Genomic DNA, 17,589 nt, shown 5'->3' on the forward strand with positions numbered 1-17,589 from the left:
CCGCCACTCCTCGCGCGGAACGGGTTCGCCGACGATCGCCGCGACGCCCCGGTGGTACCCCTCCCGGGCGGCCCGGAACTCGGTGCCCTCTCGCTCGCGGAAGTAGTCGCCGACGGTCGCCCGCCAGGTCTCGAGGGCGTCCTCGGGGGTCGCGTCGACGTCGCGGCGCTCGAGCAGGTCCGCGACGAAGGCGGCGTGGGCGGCCCGGACCGACTCGAGATCGAGGACGACCCCGCCGATGTCCCAGAAGACTGCTTCCCACTCGCGATCGGCCGCAGCGTCGTTTCCCGTCATCGGTCGCCGCGAGAACGGGGCGGCCGTCCTCGCAGTTCGGACTCGTCGATCCGGGCGGTCGTCCCTCCCGCGACGCGATCCGCACCCACATTTATTAACAGTGTCTCCATATCAGGTACTGTTGCTAACAATGGTAATAGATTCTCCGGCGGGTGGTTGCCGATGAGCACGGACCAGTTCGGCGTCGACGGGGACGTCGCGATCGTTACGGGCGCCTCGAGCGGGATCGGCGCGGCGATCGCGAAGGGCTTTGCCGACGACGGGGTCGACGTGGTGATCTGCTCGCGCGAGCAGGACAACGTCGATCCCGTGGCCGAGGAGATCGAGGAGAGCGACCGCCCGGGGGAGGCCCTGCCCGTCGAGTGCGACGTCACCGACCGCGAGGCCGTCGACGCGATGGTCGAAGCGACCGTCGAGGAGTTCGGCGGGCTCGACGTGCTCGTCAACAACGCGGGCGCCTCGTTCATGGCGAACTTCGACGACATCTCGGAGAACGGCTGGAAGACGATCGTCGACATCAACGCTCACGGCACCTACCACTGCACGCAGGCCGCAGCGAAACACCTCAAAGCGGGCGGCGGGATCGTGATCAACCTCGCCAGCGTCGCGGGCCAGACCGGCTCGCCGTACATGAGTCACTACGGCGCCGCGAAGGCCGCGGTGGTCAACCTGACGACGACGCTGTCCTACGAGTGGGCCTCGGAGGGTGTGCGGGTCAACTGCATCGCGCCCGGGTTCGTCGCGACGGAGGGCGTCGAGAGCCAGATGGGGATCTCGGCCGACGAGGTCGACCGCACCGAGGTCGAACGCCGGATGGGGACCGTCGACGAGATCGCCGACCTCGCGCAGTTCCTCGCGAGCCCCGCCTCCTCGTACGTCGTCGGCGAGACGATCACCGCGCAGGGAGTGCCCCGCATCGAGGAGTCGCCCGACGTATGACCGACCGGGACGTTCACTTGCCCGTCGCGGCCCAGCCGAGCGTCGACTCGCTGGCCGACTACGCCGGACGGGCCGAGGACGGCGGGTACGACTGCGTCTGGCTGCCCGAAACGTGGGGTCGGGACGCGGTGACGGTCCTGACGGCGATCGCCGAACGAACGGACGCGGTCGATCTCGGCACCAGCATCGTCAACGCCTACTCCCGCTCGCCCGCCCTGCTGGGCCAGACCGCCGCGACCCTCCAGGAGGCCAGCGAGGGTCGGTTCCGGCTCGGGATCGGTCCCAGCGGCCCCGTCGTGATCGAGAACTGGCACGGCCTCGAGTACGGCAACCCGCTCCGGCGGACCCGCGAGACCGTCGAGATCGTCCGGCAGGTGCTGTCGGGCGAGCCCGTCGACTACGACGGCGACGAGTTCTCGCTGTCCGGTTTCCGGCTCCGCTGCGAGGCGCCCGATCCCGCTCCACCCGTCGAGGTAACCGGGATGGGACCGAAGGCCGTCGAACTCGCGGGGCGGTTCGCCGACGGCTGGCACGCGATCATGCTCGCCCCCGACGGCGTCCGCGATCGGCTCGCGGACCTCGAGCGCGGGGCCGAACTGGGCGAGCGCGACCCCGAGGACGTCGCGGTCACCGTCGGCGTCACCTGCTGCGCTCTCGAGGACGCAGATCGCGCCCGCGAACTCGCCCGCCAGCACGTCGCCTTCTACGTCGGCGGGATGGGCACGTTCTACCGGGACGCTCTCGAGCGCCAGGGCTACGACGAGGCCGAAACGATCCACGACGCCTGGCAGGCGGGCGATCGGGAACGCGCGCTCGGGGCGGTCTCCGAGGAGTTGCTCGACGACCTCTGTGCCGTCGGCGATCCCGAAACCGCCCGCGAGCGACTCGAGCGCTTCGAGGCCGTCGACGGGATCGACGCCGTCGCGGTCAGCTTCCCGCGCGGTGCCGACGAAAGCGAGATCGAGGCGACGATGGACGCGCTTGCGCCCGACTCGAGGGAGTGAGGTCTCGAGCACGGTCGGGACTCGAAGGTCGCTCGAATCGGACGTTACGGGCGCGCGCTACGATCTCGTCGGCCACCAGTCCCGATCGGCGATCCCCGTGTGGATCTGTGCGATCAGTCCCAGCAGCGGTAACTCGAGCAGCGGCCCGATGACAAGCGCCAGCGGGATCAGCGGCTCGTGGGGGAAGGCGACGACGGCGATCGCCAGCGCCGTCGGCGAGTTCCGCGAGAGGATCGTGTTGTTGAAACAGACCATCTCGCCGTAGGAAAACGAGAGGATGCGGCCGATCCCGAACCCGATCGCGAGGTTGAGCGCGTAGAAGGCGATCACGGGAACGGCCAGCAGCGCGAGCAGTCCCGGGTTCTCGAGGACCGCCTGGCCCTGCGAGGCGAACATCGCGCCGATGGCGAGGCTCAGGAAGACGATCTGGGTCGGGCCGAGTTTCGGCAGGAACGTCCGGTTGAACCACCGGTCGCCCCGCCAGCGGACCAGTCCCTTCCGGGCGATGCCGGCGAGGACGAGCGGGACGACCGACACGAGGGCGACGCTCTCGAGCAGCAACGCGAGCGGCAGCTCGACGAGTTCGCCCGCGAAGACGTAGAGGTAGACGGGCAGGAGGACGAGCTGTAACACGAGGTTGTACGGCAGGATCGACGTCGCCAGCGGGACGTCGCCGTCGGCGATGTCGGTGAAGATCAGGTACCAGTCGGTACACGGCGTCACCATAAGCATGAGCAGTCCGACCCACAGCGCGGGGTGGTCCCGGAGGAAGACGGCGCCGAGCCCGACGGCCAGCAGCGGGTTCCAGACGAAGTTCACGAGGAGACTCGAGCCGGCGACCCGACGGTTACCGAACGCAGACCGGAGCTTCGAGAGGGGCGTCCCGGCGAACGCGCCGAACAGCATCACCATCAGGAAGGGGAGGATGAGCGCGTCGGCGACGGCGGGAGCGCCCTCGAGCTGGCCCAGCGCGAGCCCGACGACGATCGCCGCGAGGACGAAGACCGACTGGTACCTCTCGAAGGCGTCCACGGTGTGCCGTCTAGCGGGAACGGCGGAATAGGGGTTGGGATCGTGGATCGGGTTCGCCGGGAACGCGGCCGACGCCGACACCGTCGTGACGATGGCCGTTCGGCTCCGGCGTTCGTCGTCGGGACGGTGAAGTCCGGATCTGGTCGCTCGAGTCGAACGACGCGCGAGCAGCGCGACGAGATCGAGCGCCGCGTGACGGCGCTGTTCGACGCCCTCGAGAGCGACGGTGAACACTAACCGCGCCCGCGGTCCGCTGTCGACAGCTACAAACCGCCGATCCGCACAGTTCGTGGTATGCCCGGAAAGGTACCGCCGGAGGAGCTGCTCGAGCACGTGTTCGGTCGCGCCGGAACCGCCGGCGACGACCCGTCGGTGATCCAGGGACCCGCCGACGGCGAGGACGCCGCGGCGATCGCCTGGCCCGAGGGCGAGGGCACCCTCGTCGTCAGCTCCGATCCGATCTCGCTGGCGGCCTCGCAGGTCGGCCGTCTCGGGGTCCACGTCGCCTGCAACGACGTCGCGGCCTCCGGGGCCGACCCGCGCTGGCTCACGACCGTCATCCTGCTCCCGAGCGAGGAGTCGCCGCTGGAGGAGATCACCGAGGACGTCGACGCCGCAGCCCGCGAGGTCGGGGCCTCGATCGTCGGCGGCCACTCGGAGTACGTCGACCAGCTCGAGCGCCCGCTGGTTTCGCTGACCGCGATGGGGGCGACCGACGCCTTCGTCCCGACGGGCGGCGCCGAGCCCGGCGACCGCGTCGTTCTCACCAAGGCCGCGGGGATCGAGGGGACGGCCATCCTCGCGGCCGACTTCGGCGACGAGCTAGGGGTCGACGCCGCCGTCCGCGAGCGCGCCGCGGAGTTCCTCGAAGAGATCAGCGTCGTCCCCGACGGGCGCGTGCTCCGGGAGTACGCGACCGCGATGCACGACCCCACCGAGGGCGGCGTCGCCGCGGGACTGCTTGAGCTCGCCCGCGCCTCCGGCGTTCGGATCGCGGTCGATCGCGACGCGGTGCCGATCCGTCCGGAGACGGAGACGCTCTGCGGGGCCGCGGACGTCGACCCGCTGCGAATCTTCGGCTCCGGCGCCCTGCTCGCGACCGTCCCCGACGACGCCGTCGACGACTGCCTGGCGGGCCTCGAGTCGGCCGGGATCGAGGCCGCGGCGATCGGAACCGTCGACGAGCCCGCCGACTCGAGCGGGTTCGCCCTCGAGCTCGACGGCGAGACGATCGCGGATCCGATCCGGGACGACCTCTACCCGCTGTGGGAAGCCGCCGACGCGGCCGACTGAGGGCTTTGCTGACCGGGTAAATCCGTCCGGATCCCTACTCGCCGTCCGTTCGATCGTCGAGAAAGAGGCGCGCACCCATCACCGGAATGAACAGGAAAAACAGCAACAGGACGGTCCCCGAGAGGATCGAGACGGCGAACCGCGGGGTGAGCCGGGGCGACAGCGTCCAGCTCGCGATCAGGGTGCCGCCGATCACCGAGACGACGGTGAGCGCGAGCAGATCCGTGATCTTCACCGGGAGCTCCTCGGACATACCCGGCCGTACGGATCGAGGCACATAATCCTGCTCGGTTTCAGGTTCGCGCCCACTCGAGCATCCGCCCGTACACCGGATCGGCCGACAGCGCTCGGCTGTCGCCGACGAGCACCAGCGCGCGCTTCGGACGGGTGAGCGCGACGTTGATCCGGCGGTAGTCCTCGAAGATCGGCCCCTCGAGCGTTCCCGTCGCGGTAAAGGAGACGACGATGACCTCCTCGCTCGAGCCCTGGAAGCGATCGACCGTGTCGACGGCGACCTCGGGGGGGACGCGGCTCGAGAGTTCCGAGACCTGCGCGCGGAACGGGGCGATGACGCCGATGTCGGCTCGATCGACCCCGGCCGCCTCGTAGGCGTCGATCAGCTCGGCGACGCGGGCCGCCTCCTCGCTGTCGGTGTATCGGGACCCGTCCCCCTCGACGTCGACGAATGCGACGGGATCGCGCAGGTCGGCCGGAAGGGCCTCGCGGGAGACGCCCTCGAGGTCGTCCAGGGTTCGTCCGGCGACCTCGGGCTCGGCGGGACGCAGGGTCCCGTCGTAGAACTCCCGCGAGGGGAACGCCTGGATGCGCTGGTTCATCCGGTACTGGCGGTCGAGCATCACGCCCGCGTCGGGGTGGAGGTCGACCAGGCGCTCGAACAGCGACTCGGTGAGCTCGTTCTCCGCGCGCACGACGGGCGGGAGTTGCTCGTGGTCGCCCACCAGGACGAACCGCTCGGCGAGGTTCGTCGCCGCGAACGTCCCCGGCTCCGTCAGTTGCGCGGCCTCGTCGACCAGGGCGGCGTCGAACGACTGCTCTTTCATGACGCGGGAGCCACAGGTCGCCGTCGTCGCGGCGACGACCCGCGCGTCCTCGAGTTCGGCCAGTCGCTCGTCGGGATCGCCCGCCCGCTCGAGGCGGTAGGGCTCCATGTCCTCGCGGACGCCGCTTTCCGAGCCGACGCGGACGACCCGGTGCTCGTCGATCGCGTCCCCCAACTGCTCGAGGACGGCCTCGAGGGCGTTGTCGACCGCCCGGTTGGTAAAGGCCGACAGCAGGACCCGCTCGCCGCGCTCGACCATCGCGCGGACGGCGCGGGCGATGGTGTGGGTCTTCCCGGTTCCGGGGGGGCCGTGGATCAGGGCGCAGTCCCGCGCGCCGACGGCCTTTCGAACCGCCTCGTCCTGGGCGTCGTTGTTGTCGACGAAGGTCTCGTCGGGAGCGTCGAACTCGGGGTTCGCCCGGTCGAACAGCACGTCCTTGCGTCGCTCGTCGCCCTTCAGGAGCATGTCGTGTAACGCGACGAGCAGCCGATCGGTCGTCAGCTCCGAGGGGTAGACGTCCAGCCGGGTAACCGCGACGGGTTCGTCGGCGGTGAGGACGACCCCGTCCTCGTCTAACCGTTCGATCCGCGCGAGCTCCGACTGGCCGCGAACCGGGTGGCCGTCGCTCGCGAGGACGAGATCCCCCTCCCGGAGCTTCGAGCTCGCCCCGCCCGTTCGGCGGGCCCGAAGCTCCCACCGGCCCGCCTCGAGCTCGCGTCGCTCGACGAACTCGAGGTCGATCAGCGCGCGGTCGTCGTCGGCCCGTTCCTGCGCGTCCTGCTCCCAGAGCTTGGCGTACTCGCGGTGGACCTCCCGGCGCTCGGCCTCGATCGCTCCGGAGAACCGCTCGAAGTACTCGCGCTCCTCCGCGGGGAGGGGCTGGCCGATCTGGCCGGCCTTCGACTCCTGGTCGAGCCGCCCCGAGACGACCATGCAGGTGTCCTGCTCGAAGCAGTACTCGCACGTGGCGTTGCCCTCGTAGCCCGTCGGCACGTCGCCCGCGACCTCCGCCGCAGCGATCTCGTTGCGCAATCGAACGACGTACTTCAGCAGGCCGTCGCCCATCGAGAACTCCTTGGCGGGGGTGAGGTCGCCGGTCTCCTCGTTGCGATCCAGCGCCGAGTTCTTGGTGTACAGCAGCGTCCCGGTGTCGACGCTCCCGCCGTGTTCCTCGAGCAACAGGGCGTAGCAGGCGGCCTGGACCTTGTCCTTGAATCGGGGCTCCTTCTTCAGGTTCTTCCCCGTCTTGAGCTCGACGGGCGCGCCCCGCCGGATCGCGTCGGCTCGCCCGCGGATGCCGAAGGTCTCGCTGATCAACAGCTGTTCGGATCGCCAGCTGCTCTCCGCGGGCGAGAACGCCCGCTCCGAGTTGCCGGCGGCAGGAGCCGCCCTATCCTCTTCCGTGAGCCGACCCTGCTCGAGCCAGCCCTCGATCGCTTTCGCGTTCTGCCTGACGTCCTCGGCGACCGACTCCGGGTCCTCTCCGAGCAGGCCGAGCTGGAGCCCCCGTTCCTCGACCCGGGCGTCGATCGACTCCTCGAGCTCCCGGCCCCGGAGGAGGTCGCCGAACACCTCGTGGACCAGCGTCCCCTTCACGACGGGGTAGTTCAGCGGCACCCCCGAGAGCTTGTTGAGGTAGTACAGCCGCGGACACTCCGTCCAGTTTCGGATCGCGGTTACGTTCACGAGGAAGCTCGGCTCGACGACGACGTAGGACTCTCCCGTCGTCTTGTAGCGCGTTTCGCCCCGGTAGTCGTCGGTTTCCGCGTCGGTAACGAGCAGTTCCATCCCAGGCTCGAGCAGCTCGGCCGACTCGGTCCACTTGTTCCACAGCGTCACCGTGGTCGGCTCGGGATCCTCGAGCGAGCGCTCGTCGTGACCCGCGGCGCCGGTTTCGGTCCGAACCAGTTGCACCTCGGCGAGGTCGGTTTCGCCGTAGCTGGTCGATACCGAGCGCACCTCGACCTCGTCGGCGACCGTTCCGCGTACGTCCACGCCTGTCGTCACGGTCGAGGCGTCAAAAACGGTATCGATCGCGCCGCGAGGGGGGGCCCGCGTCCGCCGGCTCCCTGACGTCCTCCCACGACTGCAGTCGTGGGAGGTGGCACTGTTTCTTCGTGTAACGCCGGCTTACTCCCGCGACGTCCGATTCGTCCGCCGTAACGGTCGCGTCCCTTTTAGACGTTCGGACCGAACCCCGGCCGCCGTGAACGACTCCAACGGTGACGACCGTCGACCCGACGCGTCGCCGGAGGACCGTCGCCCCGCTGAGGCCGAGTCGGGAGCCGGGACCGGAGACCGCGACGGCCGCGGGCGAGATCCCGGGGACGGTTCCGCCCCGATCGCGAGCGAGGAGCGACGGCGTCACACCCCCCTCATCAGCGCCGCCGTCGCCGCGATCGGCGCCTGGGTCGCCGTCTCGGCGCTGGTCTACGACTTCGGGGCGGCCGCGCTGTGGAACAACGCCCTCGTCGGGTCCGTCGTCCTGGTCGCGGGGGCGTACAACTGCTACCGACTGATTAACGGGGTTCCGCTCTCGGTCGGCGTCGCCTCGCTGGTGGCGATCCTCGGGATCTGGCTGATCGTCGCGCCCGCGCTGTTCGGGATGACCGACGGGTTCTGGAGCACCCTGGTCTCCGGTCTGCTCGTCGCGGGGCTTGCGGGGTACGACGCCTACGAGGCTCGAGCGGCCCGTTCGGTCGCGATCGATCGCGGTACCGAAGCGCCGTGAGCGGCGTTCGCAGTAATCCTCACGCCCGCCTCGAGCGCCTCGGTCCTCGGGAACGCTCACACCGCCGACGTCGATCGGATGCCGGTTCTGGACCGACCCTCGCCGCGGTCCAACGGGCTGTTTTGGGTCCGCAGGTGCGAACCGAACGCCGGCTCGTTTGCTACTCGGTTACGTCGTGCTACCGGGCGGGATGTGGAACGCGCGTTCAGTTTCGCGCTGTTAACTATATCTGGTTCATTTCTAGAACCTAGTTAAACTGGCACCAGGTATGTGAAACCAATATTGGTTATCGAGTAACTATCTAGTCATAGATCTTTATGTACTGGATGGTGATCGTTCGCACGGAATGTCGACCGAATCTCAGTCGGGAAGCGATCGAAAGAGCGACATCGAACAGCGCCATCAGGAGACCGCAGCGGACGTCGTTCCTCCGAACCTGGAGCTGTACATCGGCGGCGAGTGGACGACGAGCTCCTCGGGGGAAACGTTCGAAACGCGGGACCCAACGACTGGCGACTCGCTCGCGACGGTTCAGGCGGGCAACGGCGAGGACGTCGACCGCGCGGTCGAGGCGGCGTGGACCGCCTACGACGAGACGTGGTCGGACTACTCGGCCGCGGACCGCCAGCGCGTCCTCGAGGAAATCGCGGACAGGGTCGAACAGAACAAAGAGGAGTTCGCGCTCCTCGAGACGCTCGACAACGGAAAACCGATCAGCGAATCCAGAGTCGACATGGAACTGGTCGCCGACCACTTCCGTTACTTCGCCGGCGCGACCCGCGTCAACGGCGGCGAGACGATCCCGAGCGGCGGCGAGGGCCAGCACGTCCAGACGATCGCCGAACCGTACGGCGTCGTCGGTCAGATCACGCCGTGGAACTTCCCGCTGTTGATGGCCGCCTGGAAGCTCGGGCCGGCGCTGGCCGCGGGCAACTGTTCGGTACTCAAACCGGCCGAGGAGACGCCGTTGACGATCCTCAAGCTCATGGGCGAGGTAGACGACGTCCTCCCCGACGGCGTCGTCAACGTCGTCACCGGATTCGGGCCCGAAGCCGGCGAGCCGCTGGCGAAGCATCCCGACATCCGGAAGCTCGCGTTCACCGGATCGACCGAGGTCGGCAAGCAGGTGATGGGACAGGCCGCCGAGAACGTCCACGACGTCACGCTCGAGCTCGGCGGCAAGAGTCCGCTGATCATCTATCCCGACGCGGATCTCGACAGGGCGGTCGAGACGACGATAATGGCGATCTTCTACAACACCGGGGAGTGCTGTTCCGCGGGGTCGCGACTGTTCATCCACAGCGACATCAAAGCGGAGTTCCTCGACGCCCTGGCGTCCGCCGCGGAGGATCTCGTCGTCGACGATCCGCTCCTCGAGGAGACGACGCTGGGCCCGAAGGTGACCGAGGAACAGGCCCGAAACACCCTCGAGTACATCCAGGAGGCTCGCGACGCCGGCGCCGATTTCATCACCGGTGGCGACGTGCCCGACGACGAGGCCCTCGAGGAGGGGAGTTTCGTCTCGCCGACGCTGATCGACAATATCGATCACGACAACCGCGCCGTTCAGGAGGAGATCTTCGGCCCGGTCCAGGAGGTCTTCGAGTGGACCGACTACGAGAAGATGATCGAACTGGCCAACGACGTCGACTACGGACTCGCGGCCGGGATCCTCACCAACGACCTGACGAAAGCCTACGAGACGGCAAGCGACATCGAAGCCGGGACGATCTGGGTGAACCAGTACAACTCCTTCCCGGCCGGGCAACCGTTCGGGGGGTACAAGGAGTCGGGCATCGGTCGCGAGATCGGATACGAGGCGCTCGCCGATCACTACACGCAGACGAAAACCATCAACATCGCGCTGGAGTAGGCGATGAACGGGCCGGCATCGGTCCCGTTTTCGGCGTGGGACGGCGAGCGCGTCTGCCACCTCACCGTCGCGCCCGACGGGAGCACCTACGTCGTTCCGTCGGGCGCTCACGAGCGCCTGCACCGGATCGTGATCGGCGACTCGAGCGTCGGAGCGCGGTTCGACGGACCGAGCGGCCCGAAGGTCGACCTCGCGCTCGCGGGCTGGGTGCAGCTCCAGAGCGATCGGCTCGTCGATCGGGTAAACGTCGATGCACCGGACGGCTACGACGGAACGGACCTCGTCAGGGAGTTCGCTCGCATGCACGGTGCCGGTTCGCTCGCCGTTGCGCTTTACCCGTCCGGAACGGTGCTCACGGGCGCCGTCTCGGAGATCACGCTCCCCGGGAACGGGCCCCGAGTACCGGCCCCGGTGAGCGACGAGGAGTAGGAGCACATGTCCGATACAGATCGAGACGAGCCGAGAGACGCCCGCGACGAGTCGGTCGAGGCGGGGCGAATGCTCGCGCGGACGTGGACGGTCGCGGCGAACTTCCGAAGCCCCTGCGACTACGGAATCCCGACGGCGCCCACCTTCGCCGCGGAACGTCGCGCGGACGGAACGCTCGCGCTGTTCGCCTGTCCGACCGCGACGGAACCGGTTCTCACCGCCTCGCGGACGGTGACGGTCCGACGGTGAACGCGGCGCCGATCGAGGGGGCCCCGAGATCCGGGGTCGAAGTATCGGCGCGGCGGTCGCCACCCACGGCGTGTCCCAGGTCGAGTGCGCCCTCGAGAATTCGACCGACGGGCACACCCCGACGTTTATCGACGGCGAGCTACTACACTGACTCGAGACGGCGATTTCCCCGCCGTTCACCGTTCGAGGTGAAGGATGACGATCGAGAAAGAATACAGCACGAAACTCGCCGTCGGCGACGTGACGATCGACCGACGCGACATCGAGATGCTGGACGCCATCGAGCGGTGCGGCTCGCTACACGGGGCGGCCGGCGAGCTCGGCCGCTCGTACGCGTGGCTCCAGCGTCGGGTCGTCGAGATCGAGGACGCCGTCGGGGAGCTCACGGAGCGTCGACGCGGGGGCAGCGGCGGCGGCGGGACCGAGCTGACGCGGACGGCACACGAGTTGCGCCAGCGGTTCGATCGCCACGAGAGCGAACTCGACGGCGTCGCGCGAGCGACGGAGTCGGTGTTCTCGGGGACGGTTCGGGACCGAACCGGGGAGCTGGCCACCGTCGAGACGGCGATCGGTCCGATCGCGGCGCTCGTCCCGGCGGAGGCGACCGACGTGCAGATCACCGTTCGCTCCGACGCGGTCGTGCTCGGCGAGCCGGACGACTCGCCGCGGGCGGACGAGACGAGCCTTCGAAACCGGTTCACGGGGGTCGTCGCGGAGCTCGAGGACGGCGACGCGATCACCCGCGTAACGGTTCGGCTCGACGACGAGGCGGATCTGCAGGCGCTGATTACGAACGCCAGCGCGGACCGGTTGGCGATCGAGCCCGGACGGCCGATCCGCGCCTCGTTCAAGGCGACCGCGGCCAGGGGGATCCGGATCGATCGACGGGAGCGCGACGAGACGGCCACCTGAACCGCGCCTCGCTCAGCCCTCGAGGTCGGCCTCGAGCCGCAGTCGGCGGTACCGCGCCGCGCGGTGGGCGGTCGCGACGGCCGCGAACGCGACCATGACGAACGCGAACGGAAGCGTCACGATCGGCGAGAGGTCGTTGACGTAGCCGTTGGCGAGCTGGCCGACGGCCAGTGCGAGCGGACCGACCGCCAGCAGCGCGGTCAGGAGGGGTTCGGTTCGAAACAGTTCGCCGACCGACGGACGTCGACCTGCGGTCATGGGAGTCTACGGTTGGATGCGCTGTCGGGAGCGCGACCGTATCCCTTTCGGTTCCGCGGCGCTCTCCTCGCGCGTCGACGCAACCGATACGTTCTTTCTGTCCCCGCGACAACCGTTCGGTATGCGGATTCGCGAGTGGCAGGACGTGCTCGAGGACGTCACCGAGCGCAGCGTCGACCCCGAGGACTGGCGGGCGGTCGCCGGCGACCGGGCCGGCGGCGTCGGCGAGGACATGTACCTCGCGCATCCCCGGGCGGGGGTCTTCTTCCTCAAGACGTACGCGAAAAACCCCTTCGAGGTTCGCGGCGTCGGGACGAAGGTGGCCCGCAGCCTCGACGACGAGATCGGTTCGTTTCTGCCCGAACGGGACTCCGGCGGGCGCTTCGCGGTCCAGTCCCCGCCCGAGGACGAGGACCACGCCGAGACGGTCTCGAAACGGCTCGAAACCGTCCTCGAGACGCACTCGGACGCGCCGACTCGACCCCAGGACCTGTTCGACGACGTGATGGACGCGATCGAGAGCCCCGCCTTCGGCCCGATGGAGTACGACCAGTACGATCGGCCCGACGAGCTCGAGGATCTTTCGAACCGGTTCGAGGAGGCCGACGAACTGCTGAGCGCCGAACTCGACGACCTCATCGAGACCGACGAGGTCGATCGGGGCTTCATGTAGGCCACCCTCGAGAGGGGCGTCTGCGATCGGGTCCGGTGAGTCTTTGACGACCGACTCCGACAGCGTATCGTATGAGCGACACAGCCGCGGCCGTCGTCCGGGCGTACTACGACGCGCTTCGCCAGGGTGAGCCCCTCCCGCCGTACTTCCTGGCGGACGAGTCGACGGCGAAGTTCGGGATCGGCGAGGCCGCGTTCGGCTACGAGGCCGTCGCCGACGCCCTCGAGAGCCAGACCGAGACGACGACCGACTGGACGATCGAGAGTCGCCGGCTCTCGGTGGCCGAGGACGGCGAGTACGCCACGTTCGCCGACGAGGTGACGATGGCATGGACCGACCTCGAGGCGGGGGTGGACCGTCGGTTCGACACCCGCTGGAGCGGGACGCTGGTTCGTCGCGAGGCGGTCGGCTCCGACGACGGGGTCGACTCGAGCGACGCCGGCGGCGCGAACGGGGACGACGCGCCCGCATGGCTGTTCCGGACGATGCACGTCAGCACGGCCGACGAGCTATGAGCCGGGGCCGGGGTCCCGACCGCCGCTCGCCGAGGACGAGCGTCCTGACGGCGCCCTCGACCCGCCTCGGGATCGCGTTCGTCCTGCTGGTCGCGGGTTCCTGCGGGCTGATCGCGTTCCAGGGGGGCGCCGCGCTGCCGCAGGTCGGGCTGGCGGTGGGCGTCGGGCTGGCGGCGGGAGGCGGGTTACTCTGGTATCTCCGCTGGATTCTGGAGTAGCGAGGGCCGACACCGTCGGTCGCGAGAAGTCCTGATACGGCTACTGTGTGCCCGTTCCGAAGCGACCGCAAACCGGCCGCAAGTCGCCACAGTAGACCGCCTCAGCGTCCCATCCGGCGGATCCACAGCCCCGGCGAGTCGAGTTCGTCCTGCGTGGGGAGGTTCTCGGGCCGGTCCCAGACCCGGCTCGCGGTCTCTACGTCCCGCACCGCGACGACGTGCTCGAAGAAGTTCTTTCCGCGCTCGTACTGGCGTTCCTTGAGCCCGAGCCCGAGCAGGCGCCGGAACAGCTTCTGGAGGGGGCTCCGTCCCTGACGGCGGGCGTCGAGCTTGCGACGGAGGTCCTCGTACTCGTCGTCGAAGGCGTGGTCCATCAGCAACTCGGCGTACCCCTCGACGACGGTCATCGCCGCGTCGAGGTCCGTAAACGCCGCCTTGTTGAACGACCCAGTCGAGAGGTCGGCGATCCCGTCCCGCATCCGTTCCTCGAGGTGCTCCGAGAGCCACGGCGCCGCGCCGAACTCGGCGGCGTGGGTCACCTCGTGGAACGCGATCCAGCGGCGGAACCGGTCGGAATCGACCTCGAGGGCGTCCGCGGCCTTGTGGATGTTGGGGCGGACGAAATAGAGCGCGTGGTCCTCGGCGGGGGTGTCCGCGAGCAACAGCGGGTCGTACTGGCCGAGCACGTTTCGACCCAGAAACGCCAACAGGACGGTCATCGTCCCGGTGTTGATCGTGCGCGCGACCCCCGGGAAGGCCCCGGCGGGGGTCTCGAGGGCGCCCATGACCCGCTCGAACGTCTCGACGTTGGCGTCGATCCAGTGGTGGCGGTTCTGGATCTCGACGGTGTCGGGAACGTCGAACTCGGCGCCCGAAACCGACCGCACCGCGGTGCGGGCCTCGCGCACGTCGCGAGCGTAGGCCTCTCGCTCGCCGGGCTCGAGTTCGAGCGAGCCGGGGTCGGTCGCCGCCTTCGCCCCCTCGGCGGCCGACTGCCAGTCGATCACGCTGTCGCCGGAGGCGCCGGCGACCGCGCGGGCACTACGGTAGAGGTTCACGGCCGAGCGTACGGGCAGCGAACGCAAAAGGGTTCGGCTCGCGTTACGTGACGACGACGTCCGGCTGCTCGCCCTCGGGGAGTTCGTCCTCGTCTTCCTCGGTGTACTTCTTGGCCGCGACGCCGAGGGCGACGAGGACGGCCAGTGCGATCAGCGCGCCGATCGCGCCGCCTTTCCCGCCGGAGTCGTCGGTCTCCGCGCTCTCGTCGTCGAGTTCCTCCTCGAGGTCCTCGGCGTCGCCGCTCCGGCCGAAGGGCAACGCGTCGTCCATCGCTCGGGGCCCGAACTGGTGGTCGCCCTGGAGGTTCAGCTCGATGAGGGTAAACTTCTTCTCTCCCATGTCGGGGGAGTCGGCGAGCGATCACTTAGCCGTTTGGCTTGTTCGAGCGCGTCGACCCGAGGGGTCGGCGTCTCGACCGGTACGATTAAGTGTCCATCACTTGCGGTGTGTCGTATGAGTGGACGACCGCTTGACGTTCTCGAGGCGTCGCTCGGCGAGCGCGTTACCGTGCGACTCAAAAGCGGCGACGAGTACGTCGGCGACCTCGCCGGTTACGATCAACACATGAACCTGGTGCTCGAGGACGTCTCGAGGGCCGCCGACCGCGAGGTCGAGGACAGCGACCCGGTCGAAGACACAACGATTATACGCGGCGATAACGTCGTTTCGATCACTCCATGACTGGCGCAGGAACCCCGAGCCAAGGAAAGAAGAACAAGACGACTCACACGAAGTGTCGTCGCTGCGGAGAGAAGTCCTACCACACGAAAAAGAAGGTCTGCTCGTCGTGCGGCTTCGGCAAGTCCGCCAAGCGCCGCGACTACGAGTGGCAGTCCAAGACCGGCGACAACTGAACTTCTGTCTCTTCGGACTCGCTCTCCTCGAGCAGCGTAACCCGCAACCGGTAGTCGCTCGAACCGCGCCCTCGACGACTCGATAGCCGTGGCTCCACTGCGGTACTCGAGTCGATCTCCGGCGCTCGAGGCGACGAGCACCTGATATAGCTGTCGCGCGTATAGCTCTCGATCGACCGCGAGCGACTGCAGTCGGTCGAGAGAATCATGCTATCCGAATCACTCACCTACCTGAAAGACAGCGACGACGCGCTGAAGACGAGCATCATCGGCGGGCTCTGCCTGCTGTTTGGCTTCCTGCTGATCCCGCTCTTTCTCGTCTGGGGGTACGTCGTCCGCGTGCTGGATCGGACCAGCCGCGACGACGACGAGGCCCCCCGCTTCGAGGACTGGGGCGATCTGACGATCGAGGGAGCGAAGGCGTTTGCGATCCTGCTCGCGTACTCGCTCGTTCCCGCGGTCGTCGGCGCCGTCCTGTTCGGCGGCGTCTGGCTCGCTACTGGCGGGACGCCGGGAACGATCGGCGCGATCGGGTTCCTCCTCGCCGGGGTCGTCACCCTCGCAGCGTTCCTCGCGGCCGCGTACGTCTCACCCGCGGCGATCGCGAACTTCGCGAGCGAGCGACGCCTCGGCGCGGGGTTCGACGTCGACGAACTCCGGTCGGTCCTCGCGACGGGAACGTACGCGACGGGGTGGCTGCTGGCGTTCGGGATCGTCGTCGTCGGCTCGTTCGTCTCGGGGCTGCTCAACGCCGTCCCGCTCGTCGGAACCGTGCTGGGTGCGATCGTCGCGTTCTACGCGCTGGTCGCGGCCTACTACGTCATCGGGCACGCCTGGGGCGACCTCCACCCGGTCTCGCTCGAAGGAGGCGACGGCGAGCCCTCGAGCGAGCGTCCCGCCGTCTGATCGCAAAGCCGGGACCCCCGCTCGAATCCGATGAACAGCCATTAGTCCCGCGCCGCGAACACTCCCCTATGGAGACGACAGCCGCCTTCGAGGGCCTCGAGTGCGTCGACTGCGAGTCGACGGTCGACGCCGACGCGGAGACCCACCGGTGTCCGGACTGCGGTGGAATCCTCGATCCGAGCTACGACTACGACGCCGTCGACCTGGACCGCGAGGCTCTCGCCGCGCGGCCGTTCGACTCGCTGTGGCGTTACGAGGAACTGCTTCCCTTCCCCCGGGAGTCGGCCGTGACGATGGACGAGGGGGCGACGCCGCTGGTCGAGTGTCCGACCCTGGCCGACGAGCTGGGCGTCGGTCGGCTGCTGATCAAAGACGAGGGGCGAAACCCGACGGGGACGTTCAAGGATCGGGGCCAGACCGTCGCCGTGACGGCGGCCGACCAACACGGCGCGAGCGAGGTGGCGCTGGCGTCGGCGGGTAACGCCGGCCAGGCGGCCGCAGCGTACGCTGGACGGGCAGGGATGGAGTCACACGTCTACGTTCCCTCCCGGTCGGGCTTTACGAACAAGGCGATGATCAACGTCCACGGCGGCGACATGAACGTCGTCGGCGGACGGATCGGCGAGGCCGTCGCGGCCTTCGAGGAGGGGCTCGCGGAACACGACGGCTGGTACTCCCTCCAGACGTTCGCCACGCCGTACCGCCACGAGGGCAAGAAGACGATGTTCTACGAGATCGCCGAACAGCTCGAGTGGGAGACCCCCGACGTGATCTCGTACCCGACCGGGGGCGGGGTCGGGCTCGTCGGAATGTACAAGGCGGCCCGGGAGTTCGATCGCCTCGGCCTGACCGACGCGGTGTCGTCGTTTTACGCCGCCCAGGCGTCGGGCTGTGCGCCGATCGTCGAGGCCGTCGAGGACGGCCGCGACGCCCACGAACCCGTCGAACACCCGGACACGATCTGCGGCGGGATCGAGATTCCCGACCCCGGCGCGAGCCCGTGGATCCTCGAGGCGATCCGCGACAGCGACGGCGGCGCCGTCGCGACCGACGACCCCGAGATCCTCGACGCCGCGATCGCGGTGGCGAAACGGGAGGGCCTCGAGATGGCGCCGACCTGCGCCGCGGCGATCAGCGGCCTCTACGAGCTCGCCGACCGGGGTGCGTTCGACGGCGACGAGACGGTCGTCGCGGTCAACACCGGGACCGGAAACAAGGAGGCGGACGTCCTCCGCAGCCACCTGATGAGCAAGGGAGTCTAAGCGACCGTCGGCCCCGTCCCGCGGCGT

The 17,589-nt window shown here is 68.7% G+C and carries 21 protein-coding genes and 1 pseudogene; 15 read left to right on the plus strand and 7 right to left on the minus strand.

What is annotated here, in order from left to right:
* Positions 1–294, minus strand: a pseudogene (locus C492_RS12195) (HAD family hydrolase); the annotation flags it as partial.
* 162 nt (positions 295–456) lie between these two features.
* On the opposite strand from C492_RS12195, the gene C492_RS12200 reads away from it, so the two are divergent.
* Together C492_RS12200 and C492_RS12205 are read left to right on the plus strand one after the other, a co-directional pair.
* A complete protein-coding gene (locus tag C492_RS12200; protein WP_008423980.1) occupies positions 457–1,233 on the plus strand; it encodes an SDR family NAD(P)-dependent oxidoreductase in 777 nt (258 codons plus the stop codon).
* Positions 1,230–2,237, plus strand: a complete 1,008-nt coding sequence (locus C492_RS12205; RefSeq protein WP_008423982.1) for a TIGR04024 family LLM class F420-dependent oxidoreductase — start codon at positions 1,230–1,232, stop codon at positions 2,235–2,237. The genes C492_RS12200 and C492_RS12205 overlap by 4 nt, the downstream gene beginning before the upstream one ends.
* Before the next feature lie 57 nt (positions 2,238–2,294).
* On the opposite strand, the gene C492_RS12210 is transcribed toward C492_RS12205, so the two are convergent.
* Positions 2,295–3,269 carry an arsenic resistance protein gene (locus C492_RS12210; RefSeq protein WP_049893045.1) on the minus strand — a complete coding sequence of 325 codons (975 nt, stop codon included), beginning with the start codon at positions 3,267–3,269 and terminating at the stop codon, positions 2,295–2,297.
* A 294-nt stretch (positions 3,270–3,563) separates the two neighbouring features.
* Here C492_RS12210 and C492_RS12215 point away from each other — a divergent pair, with 294 nt between their 5' ends.
* Positions 3,564–4,562: an AIR synthase family protein gene (locus tag C492_RS12215; protein ID WP_008423985.1), complete on the plus strand. Its 999-nt coding sequence runs from the start codon at positions 3,564–3,566 to the stop codon at positions 4,560–4,562.
* A gap of 34 nt (positions 4,563–4,596) precedes the next feature.
* Here C492_RS12215 and C492_RS12220 read toward each other — a convergent pair whose 3' ends face one another.
* Both C492_RS12220 and C492_RS12225 read right to left on the minus strand, forming a co-directional pair.
* Positions 4,597–4,815, minus strand: coding sequence for a hypothetical protein (locus C492_RS12220; protein WP_008423986.1), 219 nt, complete (start codon positions 4,813–4,815; stop codon positions 4,597–4,599).
* Between the two features lie 40 nt (positions 4,816–4,855).
* Positions 4,856–7,618, minus strand: a complete 2,763-nt coding sequence (locus C492_RS12225) for an AAA domain-containing protein (RefSeq protein WP_008423987.1) — start codon at positions 7,616–7,618, stop codon at positions 4,856–4,858.
* A 211-nt stretch (positions 7,619–7,829) separates the two neighbouring features.
* Between C492_RS12225 and C492_RS12230 the strand changes: the two genes are divergently transcribed.
* The 5 genes from C492_RS12230 (at position 7,830) to C492_RS12250 (ending at position 11,817) form a co-directional block, all read left to right on the plus strand.
* Positions 7,830–8,354, plus strand: coding sequence for an SPW repeat domain-containing protein (locus tag C492_RS12230; RefSeq protein WP_008423988.1), 525 nt, complete (start codon positions 7,830–7,832; stop codon positions 8,352–8,354).
* A 346-nt stretch (positions 8,355–8,700) separates the two neighbouring features.
* Positions 8,701–10,227, plus strand: coding sequence for an aldehyde dehydrogenase family protein (locus C492_RS12235; protein ID WP_008423989.1), 1,527 nt, complete (start codon positions 8,701–8,703; stop codon positions 10,225–10,227).
* A 3-nt stretch (positions 10,228–10,230) separates the two neighbouring features.
* Positions 10,231–10,656, plus strand: coding sequence for a hypothetical protein (locus tag C492_RS12240; RefSeq protein ID WP_008423990.1), 426 nt, complete (start codon positions 10,231–10,233; stop codon positions 10,654–10,656).
* 6 nt (positions 10,657–10,662) lie between these two features.
* The gene (locus C492_RS12245; protein WP_008423992.1) at positions 10,663–10,905 is read left to right on the plus strand and encodes a hypothetical protein; all 243 of its coding nucleotides are present in this window, start codon (positions 10,663–10,665) and stop codon (positions 10,903–10,905) included.
* Between the two features lie 195 nt (positions 10,906–11,100).
* A complete protein-coding gene (locus C492_RS12250; protein WP_008423994.1) occupies positions 11,101–11,817 on the plus strand; it encodes a TOBE domain-containing protein in 717 nt (238 codons plus the stop codon).
* Positions 11,818–11,829: 12 nt separating this feature from the next.
* Here the strand turns inward: C492_RS12250 and C492_RS12255 are convergent, their stop codons facing one another.
* On the minus strand, positions 11,830–12,075 hold the full coding sequence (locus C492_RS12255) for a hypothetical protein (protein ID WP_008423996.1): 246 nt from the start codon (positions 12,073–12,075) through the stop codon (positions 11,830–11,832).
* 121 nt (positions 12,076–12,196) lie between these two features.
* On the opposite strand from C492_RS12255, the gene C492_RS12260 reads away from it, so the two are divergent.
* From C492_RS12260 to C492_RS12270, 3 genes are all read left to right on the plus strand, one after another.
* Positions 12,197–12,748 (plus strand): hypothetical protein, encoded by a 552-nt coding sequence (locus tag C492_RS12260; protein ID WP_008423998.1) that lies wholly within the window; start codon positions 12,197–12,199, stop codon positions 12,746–12,748.
* A 71-nt stretch (positions 12,749–12,819) separates the two neighbouring features.
* The gene (locus tag C492_RS12265) at positions 12,820–13,263 is read left to right on the plus strand and encodes a nuclear transport factor 2 family protein (RefSeq protein WP_008424000.1); all 444 of its coding nucleotides are present in this window, start codon (positions 12,820–12,822) and stop codon (positions 13,261–13,263) included.
* On the plus strand, positions 13,260–13,481 hold the full coding sequence (locus tag C492_RS12270) for a hypothetical protein (RefSeq protein WP_008424002.1): 222 nt from the start codon (positions 13,260–13,262) through the stop codon (positions 13,479–13,481). Before C492_RS12265 ends, C492_RS12270 begins: the two co-directional genes overlap by 4 nt.
* 101 nt (positions 13,482–13,582) lie before the next feature.
* On the opposite strand, the gene C492_RS12275 is transcribed toward C492_RS12270, so the two are convergent.
* Together C492_RS12275 and C492_RS12280 are read right to left on the minus strand one after the other, a co-directional pair.
* The gene (locus C492_RS12275; protein WP_008424003.1) at positions 13,583–14,539 is read right to left on the minus strand and encodes a zinc-dependent metalloprotease; all 957 of its coding nucleotides are present in this window, start codon (positions 14,537–14,539) and stop codon (positions 13,583–13,585) included.
* Positions 14,540–14,582: 43 nt separating this feature from the next.
* On the minus strand, positions 14,583–14,879 hold the full coding sequence (locus C492_RS12280) for a hypothetical protein (RefSeq protein ID WP_008424005.1): 297 nt from the start codon (positions 14,877–14,879) through the stop codon (positions 14,583–14,585).
* A gap of 114 nt (positions 14,880–14,993) precedes the next feature.
* Between C492_RS12280 and C492_RS12285 the strand changes: the two genes are divergently transcribed.
* From C492_RS12285 to C492_RS12300, 4 genes are all read left to right on the plus strand, one after another.
* Positions 14,994–15,221, plus strand: coding sequence for an LSM domain-containing protein (locus C492_RS12285; RefSeq protein ID WP_008424007.1), 228 nt, complete (start codon positions 14,994–14,996; stop codon positions 15,219–15,221).
* Entirely contained in the window at positions 15,218–15,394 is a 177-nt protein-coding gene (locus tag C492_RS12290; protein ID WP_006108486.1) for a 50S ribosomal protein L37e, read from the plus strand. Before C492_RS12285 ends, C492_RS12290 begins: the two co-directional genes overlap by 4 nt.
* Before the next feature lie 207 nt (positions 15,395–15,601).
* Positions 15,602–16,300, plus strand: coding sequence for a DUF4013 domain-containing protein (locus C492_RS12295; protein ID WP_008424015.1), 699 nt, complete (start codon positions 15,602–15,604; stop codon positions 16,298–16,300).
* 68 nt (positions 16,301–16,368) lie between these two features.
* Positions 16,369–17,562 carry a threonine synthase gene (locus C492_RS12300; RefSeq protein WP_008424018.1) on the plus strand — a complete coding sequence of 398 codons (1,194 nt, stop codon included), beginning with the start codon at positions 16,369–16,371 and terminating at the stop codon, positions 17,560–17,562.
* Positions 17,563–17,589: the final 27 nt, after the last annotated feature.

Origin of the sequence: Natronococcus jeotgali DSM 18795 (assembly GCF_000337695.1) — an archaeon.
Classification (GTDB): domain Archaea; phylum Halobacteriota; class Halobacteria; order Halobacteriales; family Natrialbaceae; genus Natronococcus; species Natronococcus jeotgali.

What these genes read in the sequence shown, in the direction of transcription:
- C492_RS12265 (WP_008424000.1), top strand. Translation starts at nt 12,820, where the DNA reads ATGAGCGACACAGCCGCGGCCGTCGTCCGGGCGTACTACGACGCGCTT.
- C492_RS12245 (WP_008423992.1), top strand. Translation starts at nt 10,663, where the DNA reads ATGTCCGATACAGATCGAGACGAGCCGAGAGACGCCCGCGACGAGTCG.
- C492_RS12250 (WP_008423994.1), top strand. Translation starts at nt 11,101, where the DNA reads ATGACGATCGAGAAAGAATACAGCACGAAACTCGCCGTCGGCGACGTG.
- C492_RS12270 (WP_008424002.1), top strand. Translation starts at nt 13,260, where the DNA reads ATGAGCCGGGGCCGGGGTCCCGACCGCCGCTCGCCGAGGACGAGCGTC.
- C492_RS12295 (WP_008424015.1), top strand. Translation starts at nt 15,602, where the DNA reads ATGCTATCCGAATCACTCACCTACCTGAAAGACAGCGACGACGCGCTG.
- C492_RS12205 (WP_008423982.1), top strand. Translation starts at nt 1,230, where the DNA reads ATGACCGACCGGGACGTTCACTTGCCCGTCGCGGCCCAGCCGAGCGTC.
- C492_RS12200 (WP_008423980.1), top strand. Translation starts at nt 457, where the DNA reads ATGAGCACGGACCAGTTCGGCGTCGACGGGGACGTCGCGATCGTTACG.
- C492_RS12280 (WP_008424005.1), bottom strand. Translation starts at nt 14,879, where the DNA reads ATGGGAGAGAAGAAGTTTACCCTCATCGAGCTGAACCTCCAGGGCGAC.
- C492_RS12220 (WP_008423986.1), bottom strand. Translation starts at nt 4,815, where the DNA reads ATGTCCGAGGAGCTCCCGGTGAAGATCACGGATCTGCTCGCGCTCACC.
- C492_RS12255 (WP_008423996.1), bottom strand. Translation starts at nt 12,075, where the DNA reads ATGACCGCAGGTCGACGTCCGTCGGTCGGCGAACTGTTTCGAACCGAA.
- C492_RS12300 (WP_008424018.1), top strand. Translation starts at nt 16,369, where the DNA reads ATGGAGACGACAGCCGCCTTCGAGGGCCTCGAGTGCGTCGACTGCGAG.
- C492_RS12215 (WP_008423985.1), top strand. Translation starts at nt 3,564, where the DNA reads ATGCCCGGAAAGGTACCGCCGGAGGAGCTGCTCGAGCACGTGTTCGGT.
- C492_RS12290 (WP_006108486.1), top strand. Translation starts at nt 15,218, where the DNA reads ATGACTGGCGCAGGAACCCCGAGCCAAGGAAAGAAGAACAAGACGACT.
- C492_RS12285 (WP_008424007.1), top strand. Translation starts at nt 14,994, where the DNA reads ATGAGTGGACGACCGCTTGACGTTCTCGAGGCGTCGCTCGGCGAGCGC.
- C492_RS12235 (WP_008423989.1), top strand. Translation starts at nt 8,701, where the DNA reads ATGTCGACCGAATCTCAGTCGGGAAGCGATCGAAAGAGCGACATCGAA.
- C492_RS12240 (WP_008423990.1), top strand. Translation starts at nt 10,231, where the DNA reads ATGAACGGGCCGGCATCGGTCCCGTTTTCGGCGTGGGACGGCGAGCGC.
- C492_RS12260 (WP_008423998.1), top strand. Translation starts at nt 12,197, where the DNA reads ATGCGGATTCGCGAGTGGCAGGACGTGCTCGAGGACGTCACCGAGCGC.